The sequence below is a fragment of the Ruegeria sp. B1 genome, assembly GCF_056535885.1.
In genome coordinates, this window is record NZ_JBQFJA010000001.1 from 1,731,485 (window position 1) to 1,747,656 (window position 16,172).

General features: G+C 58.3%; 17 protein-coding genes. 5 read left to right on the top strand and 12 right to left on the bottom strand.

The features are described from left to right. Positions 1-11: 11 nt before the first annotated feature. Complete coding sequence (locus ACR3ES_RS08345) at positions 12-440, bottom strand: hypothetical protein (protein ID WP_170435747.1); 429 nt, start codon at positions 438-440, stop codon at positions 12-14. A 105-nt stretch (positions 441-545) separates the two neighbouring features. On the opposite strand from ACR3ES_RS08345, the gene ACR3ES_RS08350 reads away from it, so the two are divergent. Further along, positions 546-1,310 (top strand): helix-turn-helix transcriptional regulator, encoded by a 765-nt coding sequence (locus ACR3ES_RS08350; protein ID WP_170435744.1) that lies wholly within the window; start codon positions 546-548, stop codon positions 1,308-1,310. Between the two features lie 28 nt (positions 1,311-1,338). On the opposite strand, the gene ACR3ES_RS08355 is transcribed toward ACR3ES_RS08350, so the two are convergent. The 5 genes from ACR3ES_RS08355 to ACR3ES_RS08375 form a co-directional block, all read right to left on the bottom strand. Next, entirely contained in the window at positions 1,339-2,163 is an 825-nt protein-coding gene (locus tag ACR3ES_RS08355) for a phosphodiesterase (RefSeq protein ID WP_170435742.1), read from the bottom strand. A 73-nt stretch (positions 2,164-2,236) separates the two neighbouring features. Then, on the bottom strand, positions 2,237-3,496 hold the full coding sequence (locus ACR3ES_RS08360; RefSeq protein ID WP_170435740.1) for an extracellular solute-binding protein: 1,260 nt from the start codon (positions 3,494-3,496) through the stop codon (positions 2,237-2,239). 104 nt (positions 3,497-3,600) lie between these two features. Then, positions 3,601-4,536, bottom strand: a complete 936-nt coding sequence (locus ACR3ES_RS08365) for a carbohydrate ABC transporter permease (protein ID WP_170435739.1) — start codon at positions 4,534-4,536, stop codon at positions 3,601-3,603. Beyond that, entirely contained in the window at positions 4,529-5,449 is a 921-nt protein-coding gene (locus ACR3ES_RS08370; RefSeq protein ID WP_170435737.1) for a carbohydrate ABC transporter permease, read from the bottom strand. Before ACR3ES_RS08370 ends, ACR3ES_RS08365 begins: the two co-directional genes overlap by 8 nt. Next, entirely contained in the window at positions 5,449-6,570 is a 1,122-nt protein-coding gene (locus ACR3ES_RS08375; RefSeq protein WP_170435735.1) for an ABC transporter ATP-binding protein, read from the bottom strand. Before ACR3ES_RS08375 ends, ACR3ES_RS08370 begins: the two co-directional genes overlap by 1 nt. Here ACR3ES_RS08375 and ACR3ES_RS08380 point away from each other — a divergent pair. Beyond that, positions 6,550-7,545, top strand: a complete 996-nt coding sequence (locus ACR3ES_RS08380; RefSeq protein WP_480425199.1) for a LysR family transcriptional regulator — start codon at positions 6,550-6,552, stop codon at positions 7,543-7,545. The two genes, ACR3ES_RS08375 and ACR3ES_RS08380, sit on opposite strands and share 21 nt — an antisense overlap. A gap of 167 nt (positions 7,546-7,712) precedes the next feature. On the opposite strand, the gene dxs is transcribed toward ACR3ES_RS08380, so the two are convergent. From dxs to ACR3ES_RS08410, 6 genes are all read right to left on the bottom strand, one after another. Next, positions 7,713-9,644, bottom strand: coding sequence for a 1-deoxy-D-xylulose-5-phosphate synthase (dxs, locus tag ACR3ES_RS08385; protein WP_170435730.1), 1,932 nt, complete (start codon positions 9,642-9,644; stop codon positions 7,713-7,715). Positions 9,645-9,665: 21 nt separating this feature from the next. Next, positions 9,666-10,532, bottom strand: coding sequence for a polyprenyl synthetase family protein (locus ACR3ES_RS08390; RefSeq protein WP_170435728.1), 867 nt, complete (start codon positions 10,530-10,532; stop codon positions 9,666-9,668). Continuing rightward, complete coding sequence (locus tag ACR3ES_RS08395) at positions 10,533-10,775, bottom strand: exodeoxyribonuclease VII small subunit (protein WP_170435726.1); 243 nt, start codon at positions 10,773-10,775, stop codon at positions 10,533-10,535. It abuts the gene before it with no gap. Next, positions 10,772-11,698 (bottom strand): histone deacetylase family protein, encoded by a 927-nt coding sequence (locus ACR3ES_RS08400; RefSeq protein ID WP_170435724.1) that lies wholly within the window; start codon positions 11,696-11,698, stop codon positions 10,772-10,774. The genes ACR3ES_RS08395 and ACR3ES_RS08400 overlap by 4 nt, the downstream gene beginning before the upstream one ends. A gap of 69 nt (positions 11,699-11,767) precedes the next feature. Then, positions 11,768-12,469 (bottom strand): response regulator, encoded by a 702-nt coding sequence (locus ACR3ES_RS08405; protein ID WP_170435722.1) that lies wholly within the window; start codon positions 12,467-12,469, stop codon positions 11,768-11,770. Then, positions 12,466-12,978, bottom strand: a complete 513-nt coding sequence (locus tag ACR3ES_RS08410) for a MarR family winged helix-turn-helix transcriptional regulator (protein ID WP_170435719.1) — start codon at positions 12,976-12,978, stop codon at positions 12,466-12,468. Before ACR3ES_RS08410 ends, ACR3ES_RS08405 begins: the two co-directional genes overlap by 4 nt. Positions 12,979-13,137: 159 nt before the next feature. On the opposite strand from ACR3ES_RS08410, the gene ACR3ES_RS08415 reads away from it, so the two are divergent. The 3 genes from ACR3ES_RS08415 to ACR3ES_RS08425 all read left to right on the top strand — a co-directional run bounded on the left by ACR3ES_RS08415 (position 13,138) and on the right by ACR3ES_RS08425 (position 16,166). Continuing rightward, positions 13,138-14,004, top strand: coding sequence for a branched-chain amino acid aminotransferase (locus ACR3ES_RS08415; protein WP_170435718.1), 867 nt, complete (start codon positions 13,138-13,140; stop codon positions 14,002-14,004). A 147-nt stretch (positions 14,005-14,151) separates the two neighbouring features. Beyond that, positions 14,152-15,720, top strand: a complete 1,569-nt coding sequence (locus ACR3ES_RS08420) for an alkaline phosphatase D family protein (protein ID WP_170435716.1) — start codon at positions 14,152-14,154, stop codon at positions 15,718-15,720. 224 nt (positions 15,721-15,944) lie between these two features. After that, positions 15,945-16,166 (top strand): hypothetical protein, encoded by a 222-nt coding sequence (locus ACR3ES_RS08425; RefSeq protein ID WP_170435714.1) that lies wholly within the window; start codon positions 15,945-15,947, stop codon positions 16,164-16,166. Positions 16,167-16,172 lie beyond the last annotated feature (6 nt).

Below are 16,172 nucleotides of genomic sequence, written 5' to 3' on the forward strand. Positions count from 1 at the left end.
GCTGTTCCGCATCAGAACGAAACGCGCTCTTCTTCTTTACCGGGTGAACAGGTTGCCAGGATCAGGATCAGGAATGACAGGTTCAACACCACATTGAACGGTGCGCCCACGAGTATGGAACCCGCGCTGTCAGTGCAAAACCACGCCCATGCGGTCAGGCGAGCGACTTTGGCCGCAACCGGGGCGGAAACAGGGGCGACGTAAGTGCCCAATGCCCACTGCATGCTGCCCAGGCCAACCGTCAGGCCTCCGGCAATGGCCAGCAGTAACGGCGACGGAACGGACAAATCCGCGGGAACGCTTTTTATCGGCCAATAGGCCACCTGTAAAAAAATATGGGCGACGGGATGCAAGAAGGGCAGCGCAGAGAGCACCAGCAGAGCCCCGATCCCCATCAGGACAGCGCCAGAGAGGCGCATTGCGGATTGCTGTCGGGTCATGATTTTCTCCTTTCGACATAGGCCTTTCATGCGCCCTGCGTGGGGTTCAATTCAATTACCTCAGAGGTAAGTGATTTCTGTTCCAATCGTCGCTAGGATCGCCCCATGACCCCGTATCCCGACCTGCTGAAAGAATGGCGGAAACGTCGAAGGATGAGCCAGCTTGACCTTGCCGTCGAGGCAGAGGTGAGCGCGCGCCACATCTCGTTTCTCGAAACCGGACGATCCCGTCCAAGTCCTGATATGATCCTGCACTTGTCCGAAGTCTTGGATCTTCCTGTCGACACCCGAAACCAAATGATGCGTGCGGAAGGGTTCGCCCCGCGTTTTGCTGCCACACCGTTGGATGACTTAACTATGACACCAATCCGCGATGCCGTGGAATGGACACTTGCGCAACACGCGCCCTATCCGGGAATGGTGCTGGACCGGCTCTGGAGAATCGTCAAACTTAACGACGGCGCAAGACGGCTTTTTGCACCGGTGGGCGTCGGTGAAGGACAAAGCCTGCTTCAGCTTTTGACCGGTCCGCTGATGCCGGAACTTATTGAAAACTGGCCAGAAGTCGCACATCATACGATGCTCCGGCTGCGCGCGGAAAGCGCCAATGCCGGTGGCGTGTCCGAGCTTGAAGCCGCCGCGCATATACTTTCACGGCAGGCGCGGTTTCGCGGTGAGACAACAGCTGGGCCAACCATTCCGACGATCTATCGTTTCAATGGTCGGCGCCTCTCACTGTTTGGGACCATTGCCCAGTTCAGCACGGTGATGGACGTGACGCTCGACGACTTGAAAATCGAACTCTTTTTTCCGGCCGACGAAGACAGCGCCGCGTTTTTGCGGGCCCTCCCTGACACGGCGTGCAAGTGATCGAAAGCAATGACGCTAAGCCGCCCCGCTATCTGACCATCGTGAGCTTATCCCAGTCGGCATAGTCAGGGCTGCCTTCGCCCTTGATCTCGCCCGTGTAGCCAAACTCAACCATATGGGTCATGGTCGTAGTTTGGGTGGCAAAGATGACCGCGTAACTCTCGGGCAAATCCGAAGATGACAAAAGTCGCGTTGCCCGGAAATCGGGCCATCCCGCGTGGTTCGTTCCCCTGGGGGCCGAGAAAGGGACGCCAAGAAGAGACCCGGACAGCGGTAAATGGCAGTGCCCATGAAACACATGCCGGATCTTTCCTGTGTGGGGTGCGATCGTTTCAGCAAACAGATCGGCGTCGAGCAGCATGATTTTGTCCATCGGCGCGACTTCTACCGGGACAGGGTTGTGATGCATGAAAATCCACACAGGGCCGGGCAGAGTTTCGAGTTGCTTGGACAACCATGCCGCACGGCGCGCGCAGAAATAGCCGGCGTGAGACTCTGGACCCCATGTATCCAGAAGGACGGCATGGCCTAGACTCAGCGGCACCGAGCGATGCACAAAGCCGCCGTCACCTTCCAGTTTTGGAAAGACCCGCAGGAACGTGGGCCGGTCATCATGGTTGCCGATCAGCAACTCAACCGGAACGGGGACGGTTTCAAGACGCGATCTCAGCTGTTCATAATCTTGTTTTTCACCCCAATCGGATAAGTCACCGGTAATAAAAAGCGCCTCGGCATCGCCATGGAGCCGCATAGCGTGATCCAGCGCTTTGTCGAGGTTTGCCAAAGGGTCGCGACCGCCGATGGTCTTGCCCGGTGCCGTCAGGTGTATATCAGTGAACTGAAGCAGCTTCATACCAAGCGCTCCTCTCGCTTTCATGCAGGTTGGGAGTGGCCCGCGCCGACCTGCGTCGCGGGCCTTGGGCGTTTTACGAGCCGGATGGCAGCAGATCCTGCACTTCCTCGCTCAGGTCTTGTTGCAGTTCTTGCATGTCGTCATATTCACCGGTCACGATACCTTCGATGCCGTCATAGATCACCTGTGTTGCAGCCAGACCATTGTCGCCCGGATAGGCCTGCCATTCACGCAGCAGCGGCAACTGACGTACCGCCGTCGCTTTGGTCGGGTTTTCAGCATAGAAATCGGCAAGAATGATCTCGTTCGCGGCCTGGTTCGGTGGCATGTAACCGGTTGTCCGTGCGACATCCGCCGCGCCTTCGCCGGAGGTGATGAATTTCAGCCATTTCCAAGCCGCTTCCAGTTCGGCGGGGTCCTCGGATGTCGACACCAACAAGGCCGAGTTGCCTCCAGCAGGCAGACCCATCGGTCCATCCGCAGTCAGGCCCGGAAACTCGCTGGTGACAAGGGTGAAATCCCCCATCGCGCGCTCGACCGCACCAACCGCAGAGGTCGACCAGTACATCATTCCAACTTCACCCGCCGAGAAAGACGCCAGCGCGCCGTCGAAGGTGAGGTTCTGCATCTCACACCCACGGAACAGATCGCGCATGGTGTTGAGCGCTATAAGACCTTCGGGTTCGTCGATAGTGAAGTCAGTGCCCATCACGGTGGGTTTATCCTGGCTCCACATCAGGGCCTGGAGGAACCAGTTACCGGTGATCAGCCATCCCCAGAACATGGGATTGTCAACACCGGCTTCGCGCAGTCGGCCGCAGGCTTCGATCACCTCGTCCCAAGTCTTCGGAAGGGTCGCTTCAGTGTAGCCAGCCTTGGCCATCACCTCCATGTTGTAATACCCAACCGGCAGCGAGATCGAGAACGGCAGGCCATAAACGTCCTCGCCAAAGGTGCCAAGGTCCAACATCGCTTTGTGATAACCATCTTTTGCGAAATCTGCTTCTTTGGCAATAAACGGCTCCAGCGACCTGGCGATGCCCTTTTCGACCAGGATCGCCTGGCGGTTCAGGCCCTGCATCGTTACATCCGGCAGAGTGTCGGCGACGGCTTCGCGCAAGATTGTGTTGGTGCCGTCCTCATAGCTTTCGTAGGTCGCCCGCATCTTGATTTCGATGTTGGGGTTTTCGGCATAGAACTTTGGCAGGATCTTTTCATAGGTCACGTCAAAGAGGTGGCTGTAGGGATAAGCGAACTCGACGACGATTTTGTCTTCGGCCGTGGCAGCGCCTGCGGCGAGCACCAAAGCCATTGCAGTTGTGAGCTTTTTCATTACTCTCTCCTGATGAGCTGAGGGGGTTGACGGTTTGGCGATTGGCAGCCCCCCGGTTGGTATCCCTGATTTGGGATGTCGGGGTAGGGCGGGCAAAGCCCGTCCTACTTCATTCCGGATAGTGTGATCCCCTCAATGAACCGGCGCTGGGCCAGCAGAAACGCGGCGATCAATGGGGTCACGATGATACAGGCTGTTGCCATCATCGGCCCGAAATTGTCGCCATCGGCGTCACCCTTGAATTCACGCAGGCCCAGCGGCGGGGTGAACAGGTCACGGTTGCCGGTGATGACAATGCGGGGCCAGAAATAATCATTCCAATGCGCTACAACCGAAAAGATGCCAAAAGCCAGCAGGGCAGGGATCGCTGTCGGAAGCATGACGTTCCAGACAATCGAGTATTCGCTCATCCCGTCCATCCGCGCGGCGTCAATCAGATCATCGGGCACGGTCATGAAGAACTGGCGCATCAGAAAGATGCCAAATACTGAAATGGTCCAAGGGATGATCAGTGCGGCGTAGGTGTTCGTCAGCCCCACCTTGGCCAGCATGATGTAAAGCGGCAGCGCAATCGCGTGCACAGGGATCAGCAGGCAAAACAGAACCAGCGCAAACACGGCCTCACGCCCCCAGAACCGCAGTTTGGCCAGCGCATAGGCACAGGGCAGCGCCACAATCACCTGGATCAGAAAGATGGACAGGGTGACGAATAGCCCGTTGGCCAGATAGCGCAACAGCGGGGCCTTGGCGAAAGCGGTGGTATAGTTGTAGACGGTGGGGTTGACCATGCAGTCGGCGGCGGCATTGCCGAGCTTGACGCAGAAATCGTCGCGGAAAGGCTCTTGGCTGCCAAAGAACCCGCCCAGGTTCTGCATGATCTCATGCGGCGCTTTGAAGGAGTAGCTGATCATCACGTAAAAGGGCAGCAGGACGACAACCGCACCTAAAATCAGGATCACGTGTTTGACGGTTTCTGCGGTCGAAAACCGGAAGCCGACGTCAGGCAGGAGAGTTGCGCGCGAGGGTGCGGTATCAGACATAGTGTGTCCTCCGATCCACCAACCAACGCTGCATCAGCGTCAGAAACATTACAAAACCCAGAAACACCACGGTAATGGCCGCGCCGATCCCCATCAGATTTTGCTGAATGGCTTTTTCATAGATGGCGAACATCATCACGTAGACAGATTTGGACGGACCACCGCCTTGGGGATAAAAGGCTTCGACAGTGTCGAACACCTGAAACGAGCGGATGAACGAGATCGTCACAACAAACACGGTGGTCGGCCCCAGCATGGGCCAGGTTACCAGCCGAAACCGCTCCCACCCTGTTGGAGCGCCGTCCATCTCGGCAGCGTCATAAAGCGACGGCGGGATCGAGGTCAGGCCTGCCAGATACAACACCATGTTAAAGCCAAATCCCTGCCAAATGCCGATGAATGCAACGGTCCAGATCGCATAGTCTCGATCTGTCAACCAAAGCGGAAAGGTCCTGGCGCAGCCCTCGGCATACCAATTCCACGTCTCAAGCCAGGTGCCGCACCCGTTTTCAAGCGTGGCGTTCACAATGTCGATGGTCGGGTGCAAGGCGAATTCCCAGACAATGGCCATTGCGATCAGCGCGGCCATAACGGGCAGGAAGTATATCGTCTTGTACAGATCGCCAAACCGCCCCAACGAGTGGATCAGCAGCGCAGCACCCAGCCCCAAAAGAACGGTGAGGGGCACGACCACAAAGACATACCGGAACGTCGCGCCGAACATTTTTTCATAACTGCGCCGGGTAAATATCTGTTCGAAATTGTCCCAGGCGACAAATTCCATACCCGTATTGCCCAACGAGTAATTGGTAAAGCTGAGCGCCCCGGCTATACCAATCGGCACGATCAGGATCACGACCATCAGAATCAGGGCCGGGGCGATGAACCACAAATAGGCGCGCGAACCGGGCATCACGCAACTTCCATCAATGCGGCGTCGGTCACGCGGTCACCGGCAACGTCGAAAATCATAATCTTGTCCCGGCGTGCGGAAAACTGGACGGCCTGTCCGATATCGGCCTGCGTATCTGGTGCCGTGCGCAGGACAATCTTTTTGTCGTGCCCGTCGACCGTCAGGTGAACAAACAGGTCAGACCCAAGGTTTTCACGATGCTTGACGACACCCGAGAAATCGCCCGCAGGTTCGATGCGCAAATGCTCGGGCCGGATGCCAATCGTGACCGGACCCTTTGGTGCCTGCGTGCCCGAAAGAGAAACGCCAAGCGCGTGCACGCCGCCGCCGCTGTCGATTTCGCCGGGCAGGGTATTGATCGCGGGCGAGCCAACAAACCGCGCCACCGCAAGGGATTGTGGATTGCGGTAAATCTCATCCGGTTTGCCCAGTTGCAGGATATGGCCGTCCATCATGACTGCCATTCGGTCCGACATGGTCAGGGCTTCGGCCTGATCGTGCGTGACATAGACAAATGTGGTTTGAAGGCGCCGATGCAGATCCGACAGTTCGGCCCGCATGTGAACCCGCAACGCCGCGTCCAGGTTCGACAGCGGCTCGTCCATCAAAAACGCCACCGGGTTGCGCACCATGGCTCTCCCCAGCGCAGCGCGCTGTCTTTGCCCCCCTGAAAGCTGCCCTGGCTTGCGATCCAAAAGGGGTTCGATCTGCAAGGTTTCTGCGGTCTCACGCACCTTTGCGCGCAACTCTCTGTAAGCAGAGCGCGCAACGAGGGGGCCGAACACCGGCAACCGTCCCGCGGTCCCGATATCGCGCAGTTTGAGCGGGGTCAGCATGTTTTCGGCAACGGTCAAATGCGGGTAAAGCGCATAGGACTGAAAAACCATGGCGAGGTTCCTGTTGGCCGGGCGCTTTTGTGTAACATCCTGCCCGTCAATCTCGACCCGCCCGGAACTTGGGGCTTCAAGCCCGGCCAGAATGCGGAGCAGTGTGGATTTACCGCAGCCCGATGGCCCAACCAGGGTGAGAAACTCACCCTCCTGAATGTCCAAATCCACGCCTTTTAGAACGGACGTGTTTCCAAACGACTTGTGAATACCATGAAGGTTGATCTGGCCCATTACTTCGTCACCCCCGTTGACTGCCGGGACCATAAGAAGTCAACGTCTCGATTCTGTGACGACATATTAGTGTTACTAATGGTCTCTAAACCGCTGTGCGAAATGGCCGTGAATCCCTACCAACTCAAAGCCTTTGCCCATGTCGTCCGCGAAGGCAGCGTCACAACCGCCGCGCGGGTGCTTGGCGTTTCCCAGTCGGCGGTGTCGCAGCACATTGCCAAGCTGGAGGTCCAGGTCGGGGCGCGTTTGTTGGTACGGGCGCGCGACGGGGTCGAACTTACGGCGACAGGGCAAGAGCTGTTCGATGTCGCGGACCGGTTTGCCACGCTACAGGCCATCATAGAAGAAAAGGTCCAGGGCTACTCGGAACTGGCGCGAGGCAATCTTCGGGTGATTGCCAACGCCCCGCAGCCCGCGTTGGACCTGATTACGCGTTTCGCGGATTTGTATCCCAATGTTGGCGTCGATTTTTCGCTGTGCGACTGGAGTACGTCGATGGAGATGCTGCAAAAGCGCAAAGTGGACTTTGGCGTCATCACCGAACCGACCAAAAACTCCGAGTGGAGGTTACAACCGCTGGGCACCGCACGTTTCGTACTTTACGTCAATGACACCCATCCTCTGGCTACGCGAAAGAAACTTTCCCTGTCCGAAATCATGAGCGAGACGCTTTTACTGCCGGAAAGCGGATCGCTGACGCAGCGGGTCGTATCCAACGCGCTAAATGCGCAAAACCTAACGCCGCGCAGAATCGTCAAAACGACGACATTTCCGGTGATGAAAGAGGCTATTCAGACGGGGCTGGGGGTTGGAATTTTTTTGGAGAATAGCGCCAGATTTGATGCACGGCTTGTCGAACTGCCGATCTTGGAACTCGAAAAAGAATATCAGACACACCTTGTCGTCCCGCGACACAGGATGGATCTGAAACTGGTGCGCAGTTTTTGTCAGGTTGCGGAAGAAGCGAAGTTCTAGGCTCTGTTGACGTTCGGAGTTCCCGTTTGGCGTGCGTTCTGCGTCAAGTTTGCGATCAACAGGATAGCAACCTTTTTCTGTGTCGCCTTAACCGATTCCAAAAGGGCGATGAGGAGGCCGTACCGCGTCTGACTGCCGACTTCATCGGAAGAGGAAAGTCAAACAACTTAAGCTCGCTTTTCTCCGATCGATGAGACACCCAAGACCTCCAGAACCTTGGTTTCGATCTGCTCAGCGTTCATGCCTGCCACGTCGTACATGTCAGCAGGGTTGGCCTGGTCGATAAAAATGTCCGGCAACACCATTGAGCGGTACTTGAGACCATGATCGAATACGCCTTCCTCGGCGAGGAGATGGGCCACGTGGCTGCCAAAGCCGCCTACAGCGCCTTCTTCTATGGTGATCAGCGCCTCATGGCGCGCGGTCAGGTCCAGGATAAGGTCGCGATCCAGCGGTTTGGCAAAGCGTGCATCAGCGATGGTGGGGGTAATCCCTTTGGCCGACAGCGTTTCGGCAGCCTTTTGAACCTCGGCGAGCCGTGTTCCGTAGCAGAGCAGGGCCACGCGTTGGCCTGGCTGGATTATGCGGCCTTTACCAATCTCCAAAACCTCGCCACGTTCAGGCAGATCAACGCCCGCACCCTCGCCACGCGGATAGCGAAACGCGATAGGGCCATCGTCATGTGCAACGGCTGTTGCCACCATGTGCATCAGTTCCGCCTCATCCGCTGCGGCCATGACAACCATTCCGGGCAGGCAGGACATATAGCCGATGTCAAAAGATCCGGCGTGGGTTGCCCCGTCGGCCCCGACCAGCCCGGCACGGTCTATGGCAAATCGGACCGGCAGACGCTGGATCGCGACATCATGCACGACCTGATCATAGCCACGCTGCAGGAATGTCGAATACATCGCGCAGAACGGTTTCATGCCACCGGCGGCCAATGCGGCGGAGAATGTAACTCCATGCTGTTCCGCGATGCCTACGTCGAAACAGCGCGAAGGGTAGCGTTCGGCAAACAGATTGAGGCCGGTGCCATCCGGCATGGCGGCGGTGACTGCAACAATCTTGTCGTCGCGAGCGGCTTCATCCACCAGTGTTTTGCCGAAAACCGAGGTATAAGACGGTGCGTTCGACGGCGCCTTTTTCTGCTCACCCGTCACAACGTCGAATTTGGCCGTCGCGTGCCCCTTGTCGCGGGCTTGCTCGGCGGGGGCATAGCCTTTCCCCTTTTTGGTCAGAACATGGATCAGGATCGGCCCGGCGGCCCGCGCCTTGACGGTGCGCAGCACCGGCAACAGCTGGTCCAGATCATGCCCGTCGATGGGCCCGACATAGGAAAAGCCCAGTTCTTCGAACAGTGTGCCACCAACGGCCATGCCTTTGAGCATTTCTTTGGCACGTTTGGCGCCTTCGCGAAACGGTTCCGGCAACAGCGAAACCGCGCCTTTGGCAGCGGCCTTCAGATCGTGAAACGGTTCTTCGGCGTAAATGCGTGACAGGTAGCTCGACATTGCGCCGACCGGGGGGGCGATGCTCATCTCGTTGTCATTCAGGATGACGATCAGACGTTTCTTTAGGTGGCCCGCATTATTCATCGCCTCGAATGCCATGCCCGCTGACATCGATCCATCGCCAATCACGGCAATCGCGTCGCCCAGCCCCTCGGGCGTGTTGCCGCCCAGATCACGCGCAACCGCGAATCCAAGTGCTGCGCTGATCGAGGTTGAGCTGTGCGCAGCGCCGAACGGATCATAGGGGCTTTCGCTGCGCTTGGTGAACCCGCTCAACCCATCCTTTTGCCGCAGCGTGCGAATACGGTCCCGCCGCTCGGTCAGGATTTTGTGCGGATAACATTGGTGGCCAACGTCCCAGACGATCTTGTCGCGCGGCGGGTCAAAGATCGCGTGCAACGCCAGCGTCAGTTCCACGACACCCAGGCCCGCGCCGAGGTGGCCGCCGGTAACCGATACGGCCGAAATCGTCTCGGCCCGCAGTTCCTGCGCCAGTTGATGCAGCTGAGCATCCGAGAACTGCTTGAGATCCGCAGGGCGGTTCACAAGATCCAGCAGAGGCGTTTGCGGGCGATCAGAAGTCATGTTTGGCGCGTTCCTTGCGGCTTAGCTGTCTCGGGCAATAACGAAGCGCGCGGCGGCCTTCAAGGTTTCGGCTCTGGGCCCGTACCTCTCTACCGCCGCACAGGCCTGATCGACAAGCTCACCCGCACGGGTTCTGGCTGCATCCAGTCCCAGAAGCGATACAAACGTGGCTTTGCCTGCATCGGCATCCTTTTGCAGGCGCTTGCCGGCCTTTTCGGCATCACCCTCGACATCAAGGATGTCGTCCGCGATCTGAAAAGCAAGCCCCAGCGCGTGGGCATATTGGCGCAACGGAGCTGGATCGGCCCGTGCCAGCCGCGCGCCGGCGCAGGCAGACCATTCGATCAACGCACCGGTCTTGCCGGCCTGCAAATGGGTGATGTCCTGCAGAGACAATGGTTCGGACGCGGTTTCCGCCGCGATGTCCAGGGCCTGCCCCAGGACCATTCCCTGCGCTCCGCTCGCCTGAGCCAGCGTCAACGCCAGATCTGCACGAATGTCAGCGTCTCCGACCTCGGGGCGCGTGCACAGCTCGAACGCAAGGGCATTCAGGGCGTCGCCAGCCAGAAGTGCGGTGGCCTGATCCCATGTTACATGGACGGTCGGTCGACCCCGGCGGAGATCGTCGTCATCCATGCAGGGCAAATCGTCGTGGACCAGCGAATAGGCGTGCAGCGCCTCAATTCCGGTTGCAGGCCAGATCGCGCGGGCCTCATCAACCTCATGCAAACGCGCGCCTTCCAGTACCAGAAATCCGCGCAGCCGCTTGCCGCCCTGTGTGGCGTAGGCCATCGCCCGGGTCACATCCAGATCGTCCAGCGCCCCGAGAACCTGATCGAACTGCCCCTGGATACGGGCCGCGTCCTGCGCAAGCCTGTCGCGAAGCATTCAGAGACCTTCGGCAGGTGTCGTCCCGGTCGGCTGACCGTTGGCATCCAGAGTAATTGCCGCAACTTTTTCTTCAGCGCGCTTCAACTCATCCTCGCAGCGTTTTTTCAACGCTGCCCCGCGTTCGTAGAGTGCAATGGACTGATCCAGTGCCACGTCGCCGCGCTCCAGCTGGCCAACGACGGCCTCAAGCTCTTTCATGGCCTGTTCGAATGTCATCTGATCTACCGGAGTGTCAGTCATCGGGCTGCTTTCATCAGTTCTTGCACATGAGCGCGGGTTGCATCTGCAAGTGCGTTCAGATCATACCCGCCTTCCAGAGTCGAGATGATACGGCCTTCACACAGTTCATCAGCGATTTTGCACAACTCGGCTGTGATCCAGGTAAAGTCGCCTGTGGACCAGTTCAGATTGGCCAGCGGGTCATCCTGATGCGCGTCAAATCCGGCTGAGACGATGATCAATTCGGGTCGGAATGCGCGCAGGCGGGGGAAGGCCTGAGTTTCGTAGGCTGATCGCATTTTGTCGCCACCTGTTCCTGGGGCCAGCGGGATATTGAGAACCGTATCATACGCACCGGTTTCATCGGGTCGGCCAGATCCCGGCCATAACGGCATCTGTTGACTGGTGATCACCAGGGCACGGCGTTCATCCCACAGCAGATCCTGCGTCCCGTTGCCGTGATGCACATCGAAATCGAAAACGGCGACCCGCTCCAGCCCATGATGCTCAAGCGCGTGTTTAGCCGCCAGGGCGGCATTACCAAACAGGCAGAACCCCATGGCCGTCTCGGTTTCGGCGTGATGACCGGGCGGCCGGACCGCACAAAACGCATTTGGCGCTTCGCCGCCCAGAACCATATCAACCGCGCGAACGACCGCGCCCGCTGAGCGATATGCGGCATCTACCGATCCCGGGGACATGAACGTGTCACCGTCTATCTGAGTGAACCCGTCGTTTGGTCGGCTGCTTCGAATCTCGCGAATGTAGCTTTCGGGATGAACACGCAGCAGATCATCATCCGCTGCCATCGGGGCCGTTACCCGGTTCAGGTCCAGTGGCTCTAACGCATGCAGAACATGCTCCAGCCGGGCGACGCGTTCAGGATGTCCGGACGGCGTTACGTGGTCAAGGCAATCGGCGTGTGTCAAAAGGACGGTCTTCATTGGGATCCCTTGTTCATCTGGCTCAAAATACCTTCGCCGAAGGCACAAAACCGCCGCGAAGCGGCACGATCAGTCCGGCGCCAGCATGTAGCCCGCGCCCCGGACAGTCTGCAGATACCGGGGCTGTTTCGGGTCCTGCTCAATCTTGCGGCGCAGGCGGGTGATCTGCACATCTACCGCCCGCTCCTGCGCTTGCCCCTTGTCGCGTCCCAGATCCTCGACCAGCTTGGCCCGGCTGATCGGCTCTCCGGGCTTTGTCGAGAAAATCTTCATCAGCTGGCTTTCGGTGGCGGTCAGGCGGACCGGGCTCTCGCCCTGCCACATCTCTCCGCGCTCGATGTCATACCGGATCGGTCCGAGATGCAGGATCTTTGACGCGGTATCCTGCGCGGTCGTCTCTGGCATCCGCCTGAGGATCGAGTTGATCCGCAACAGCAGTTCCTTGGGTTCGAACGGCTTGGCCAGATAATCATCTGCCCCGGCCTCAAGTCCGGCAATACGATGTTCGGTCTCTCCTCGCGCCGTCAGCAGCAGGATCGGTGTGTTATGGGTCTCACGCAGCGCGCGTGTGAGGCTGACGCCATCCTCTCCCGGCATCATGACATCCATGACAATCATATCGAAATCCAGCCCAGACAACACCCGCCGCGCATGGGCCGCATCGCGGGCGGCCGTGACCAGAAATCCGTTCCGCATCAAAAACTTCTTGAGCAGATCGCGAATGCGCTCGTCATCGTCGACAATCAGCAGATGGGCGTCCATATCGCTCATGAGGTCGTATCCCGAAGTTTCGCGTATGCATGACGCATATCAGCATCCATCATGGCTTCAAGCACTTTGCGAAATCCGGCGACGGCTTCGGGCCCGGCATCTTTGTACGCGGCCCGCATCCGGGCGCGCTGGGCATCGGACAGTGTGGTCTCCAGCGCCTGACCCTTTTCCGTCAGAAACAGATGACGTTCGCGTTTATCCACCGTACCAACCCGGCTTTCGACCAGGCCATCCTCGATGAGCGTCCGGAGCACCCTGTTCAGAGACTGTTTTGTTACGCCCAGAATTGCCAAAAGGTTGTTGACCGTTGTGCCCGGAGCGCGATCGATGAAATGGACGGCGCGGTGGTGTGCGCGACCATAGGCCATCTCGGCCAGAATGCGATCCGGATCGGCAGTAAAGCCGCGATAGGCAAAAAACATGGCCTCGATCCCCTGTCGCAACTGTTCGTCGGTCAAAAACAGTAGGCTTTCGCCGCCATACAATGGGGCGGGGCGGATGTCGGACATATCATCCCTCATTCGTTACACGGGGCCGACTTTATGTCAGCGTTATTGACATTCCAAGGGTGGACAGGTATCGAATCGCAGTTTTTGCGCAACTTTATGTCCACTTCGGACCTAAGTAGCGCAATAATCGGAAATTCAACCCGGTTCAGGAGGTTTCGCATGGCGGGGTATGATGATCGTGACGGTGTTATCTGGCTGGATGGCGAACTGGTGCCATGGCGCGACGCCAACGTGCATATTCTCACCCACGCGATGCATTATGCCTCGTCTGTGTTCGAGGGCGAGCGGGCCTATAACGGCAAGATTTTCAAGAGCCGCGCGCATTCCGAACGCCTGATCGCCTCGGCAGAGGCGCTGGATATGCCGGTGCCTTATTCGATTGATGAGATCGAGGCTGCCAAGGAAGAGGCCCTCAAAGCCAGTGGATTGCAGGACGCCTACGTGCGTGTTCTGGTCTGGCGCGGCTCGGGCGAAGATATGGGGGTCGCTTCGGCCAAAAACCCGGTGCGCATGGCGGTCGCGGTGTGGCCTTGGGGCGCCTACTACGGCGACGCCAAGATGCAAGGTGCAAAGCTGGACATCGCGGAATGGAAACGGCCCGGCCCCGAGACCATCCCAGTGCACGCCAAGGCGGCGGGTCTCTACATGATTTGCACCATCTCAAAGCACAAGGCCGAGGCCAAGGGCTGCTCCGATGCCCTGTTCATGGACTACCGCGGCTATGTGGCCGAGGCGACCGGCGCGAACGTGTTCTTTGTTAAGGATGGCGAGGTGCACACACCTCTGGCAGATTGCTTCTTGAACGGGATCACCCGGCAGACGGTGATTCAGATGCTCAAGGACAAGGGCATCACCGTACATGAACGCCACATCATGCCCGAGGAAATGGCCGGCTTTGAACAATGCTGGCTGACCGGAACTGCGGCCGAGGTCACTCCGGTCGGACAGATCGGTGAATACACATTCGAGGTGGGCGACATCACGCGCGAGATCGCCGAAGACTATGAAAAGCTCGTGCGCAGCTAACCCGCAGGTTTGAGCCTTTATCCACAGGCGTCATAATATCATCGTGATAGTGTCAAGAAACTGAGCCGCTCGTTTTACAATCGGGCGGCTCAATCCGGGTCACCAATCGCGTGGTCGTTACACCGATCACCAGACAGGAGAGCCCCGATGACCAAGATACCAAGACCGAACCGCCGTTCCTTTTTGGCAGGCAGCACGGCGTTTGCCGCATCTCTGTCGATGCCCGCGCTCAGCCGGGCGGCATCGCGCCCGGTATTCACTCACGGTGTTCAATCGGGGGATGTGGATACGGCCTCGGGCATGATCTGGACGCGGACGGACCGTCCGGCCCGCGTGATGTTGGAAATCTCGACCACCGACAGCTTTGCCGACGCGCGCAAGCTGACGCCGATGGATGCTATTCCGAACAGCGATTTTGCCGTCAAACGAATGGTCGGCGGATTGCCCTCGGATCAGGATATCTTCTATCGCTTCGTGGCGGCCGACCTCAGCGATACCAACATCGTATCAGAGCCTATTGTTGGCCAATTCCGCACCGCGCCGATGTCCCGTCGCAACATACGCTTTGCCTGGTCCGGGGATACGGCCGGTCAGGGTTGGGGTATCGATGATGAGGGAATGCGCACTTACGCGACCATGGCGCAGCACAAGCCCGACTTCTTCATTCATTCCGGCGACACGGTTTACGCCGACGGCCCAATGCAGGACGAAGTCGAGAAAGAGGGGCAGGTGATCTGGAAAAACACCACCCTGATCGACGAGAAACGTAAGGTGGCCGAAACGCTGGACGAGTTCCGCGCCCAGTGGAAGTACAATATGATGGACGAGCATGTCCGCGCCATGAACGCCGTGTGCCCTACTTTCTTTCAATGGGATGACCATGAGGTGGTCAACAACTGGTCGGATGCCAAGGATCTGATTTCGGACGACCGTTATACCGAGAAATCGGTGCATGTGTTGCAATCCCGCGCCGGGCGCGCCTTTCATGAGATGGCGCCATTGCGGATCACTCCGGCAGAGCCTGGGCGCGTGTATCGCAAGATTTCGTACGGTCCGATGCTGGACGTCTTTTTCCTCGACCTGCGCAGCTATCGCGGGCCAAACGGCCCTTCGATGGAGGATGAGATCACCGATCAGTCGCGCATTCTGGGCGCCGAGCAGCTTGCGTGGCTCAAGAAAGAGCTGGCTGGGTCGCAGGCCACGTGGAAGGTGATTGCATCGAATATGCCCATTGGTGTGATTGTCTGGGACAACTGGAAGGAACAGGCCGGAGCAGAGGCGATCGCCAATGGTGACAGTGGTCCGGCCAAGGGTCGCGAGTTGGAAATCGCCGATCTGCTGCGGTTCATCAAGACGGCCGGCGTGACAAACACGGTGTGGTTCACGGCCGATGTTCACTATACCGCAGCGCATTTCTATGACCCTAGCAAAGCGCAATTCCAGGACTTCGAACCATTTTGGGAGTTCGTGTCGGGCCCGCTGCATGCCGGTACATTCGGTCCAAACGCGCTGGACGGGACTTTTGGCCCCGAGGTGAAATTTGTCAAAGCGCCTACCGAGGATCAGGGCGTTAACCTGCCACCCAGCGCTGGCCTGCAGTTCTTTGGCCTTGTCGATATCGACGGTGCCACACAACAGATGACCGTGCGCCTGATGGATCGCGCGGATACTGAACTCTGGTCGGTCACGCTGGATCCGAAGGAGCAAGCGATCTGACGCGTTGCCGCGACTCTGCGCGCCGAGAAATCTTGACAAGGCGCGCGGATTTAGACTTGAAATTCCCGACTAAAATGATCAGTTACCTACCAACGTCAGATGCTTTATCATCTGGCACCGTGTTTCGAGGCGGTTTGCGCGCTTAGCGCAGGAAACAGTGAGAGCGCGCCGCCGCCTCGGAAACGAGGTTTGGTTCGGAGTATCGCCTTAGGGGTAGGTCAGGGATGAGTGATCAGCTCGACGAAATCATCGCGCGACATGATGCGGCGACATCCTGTGGATGCGCATGCTGCGATGATGACTTCGCGGCTTATGTCGAGCAGAAAAAGCGCACCCTGGTGACTGACGAACCGGACCGTGACGAAAACCTGCCTGACAGCGCGGCCAGCCGCCGTGGTTCTGTTCGGTATGTTTTTGAAACCCTGCTGACACGGCAAAACGCGTAAAGCCGA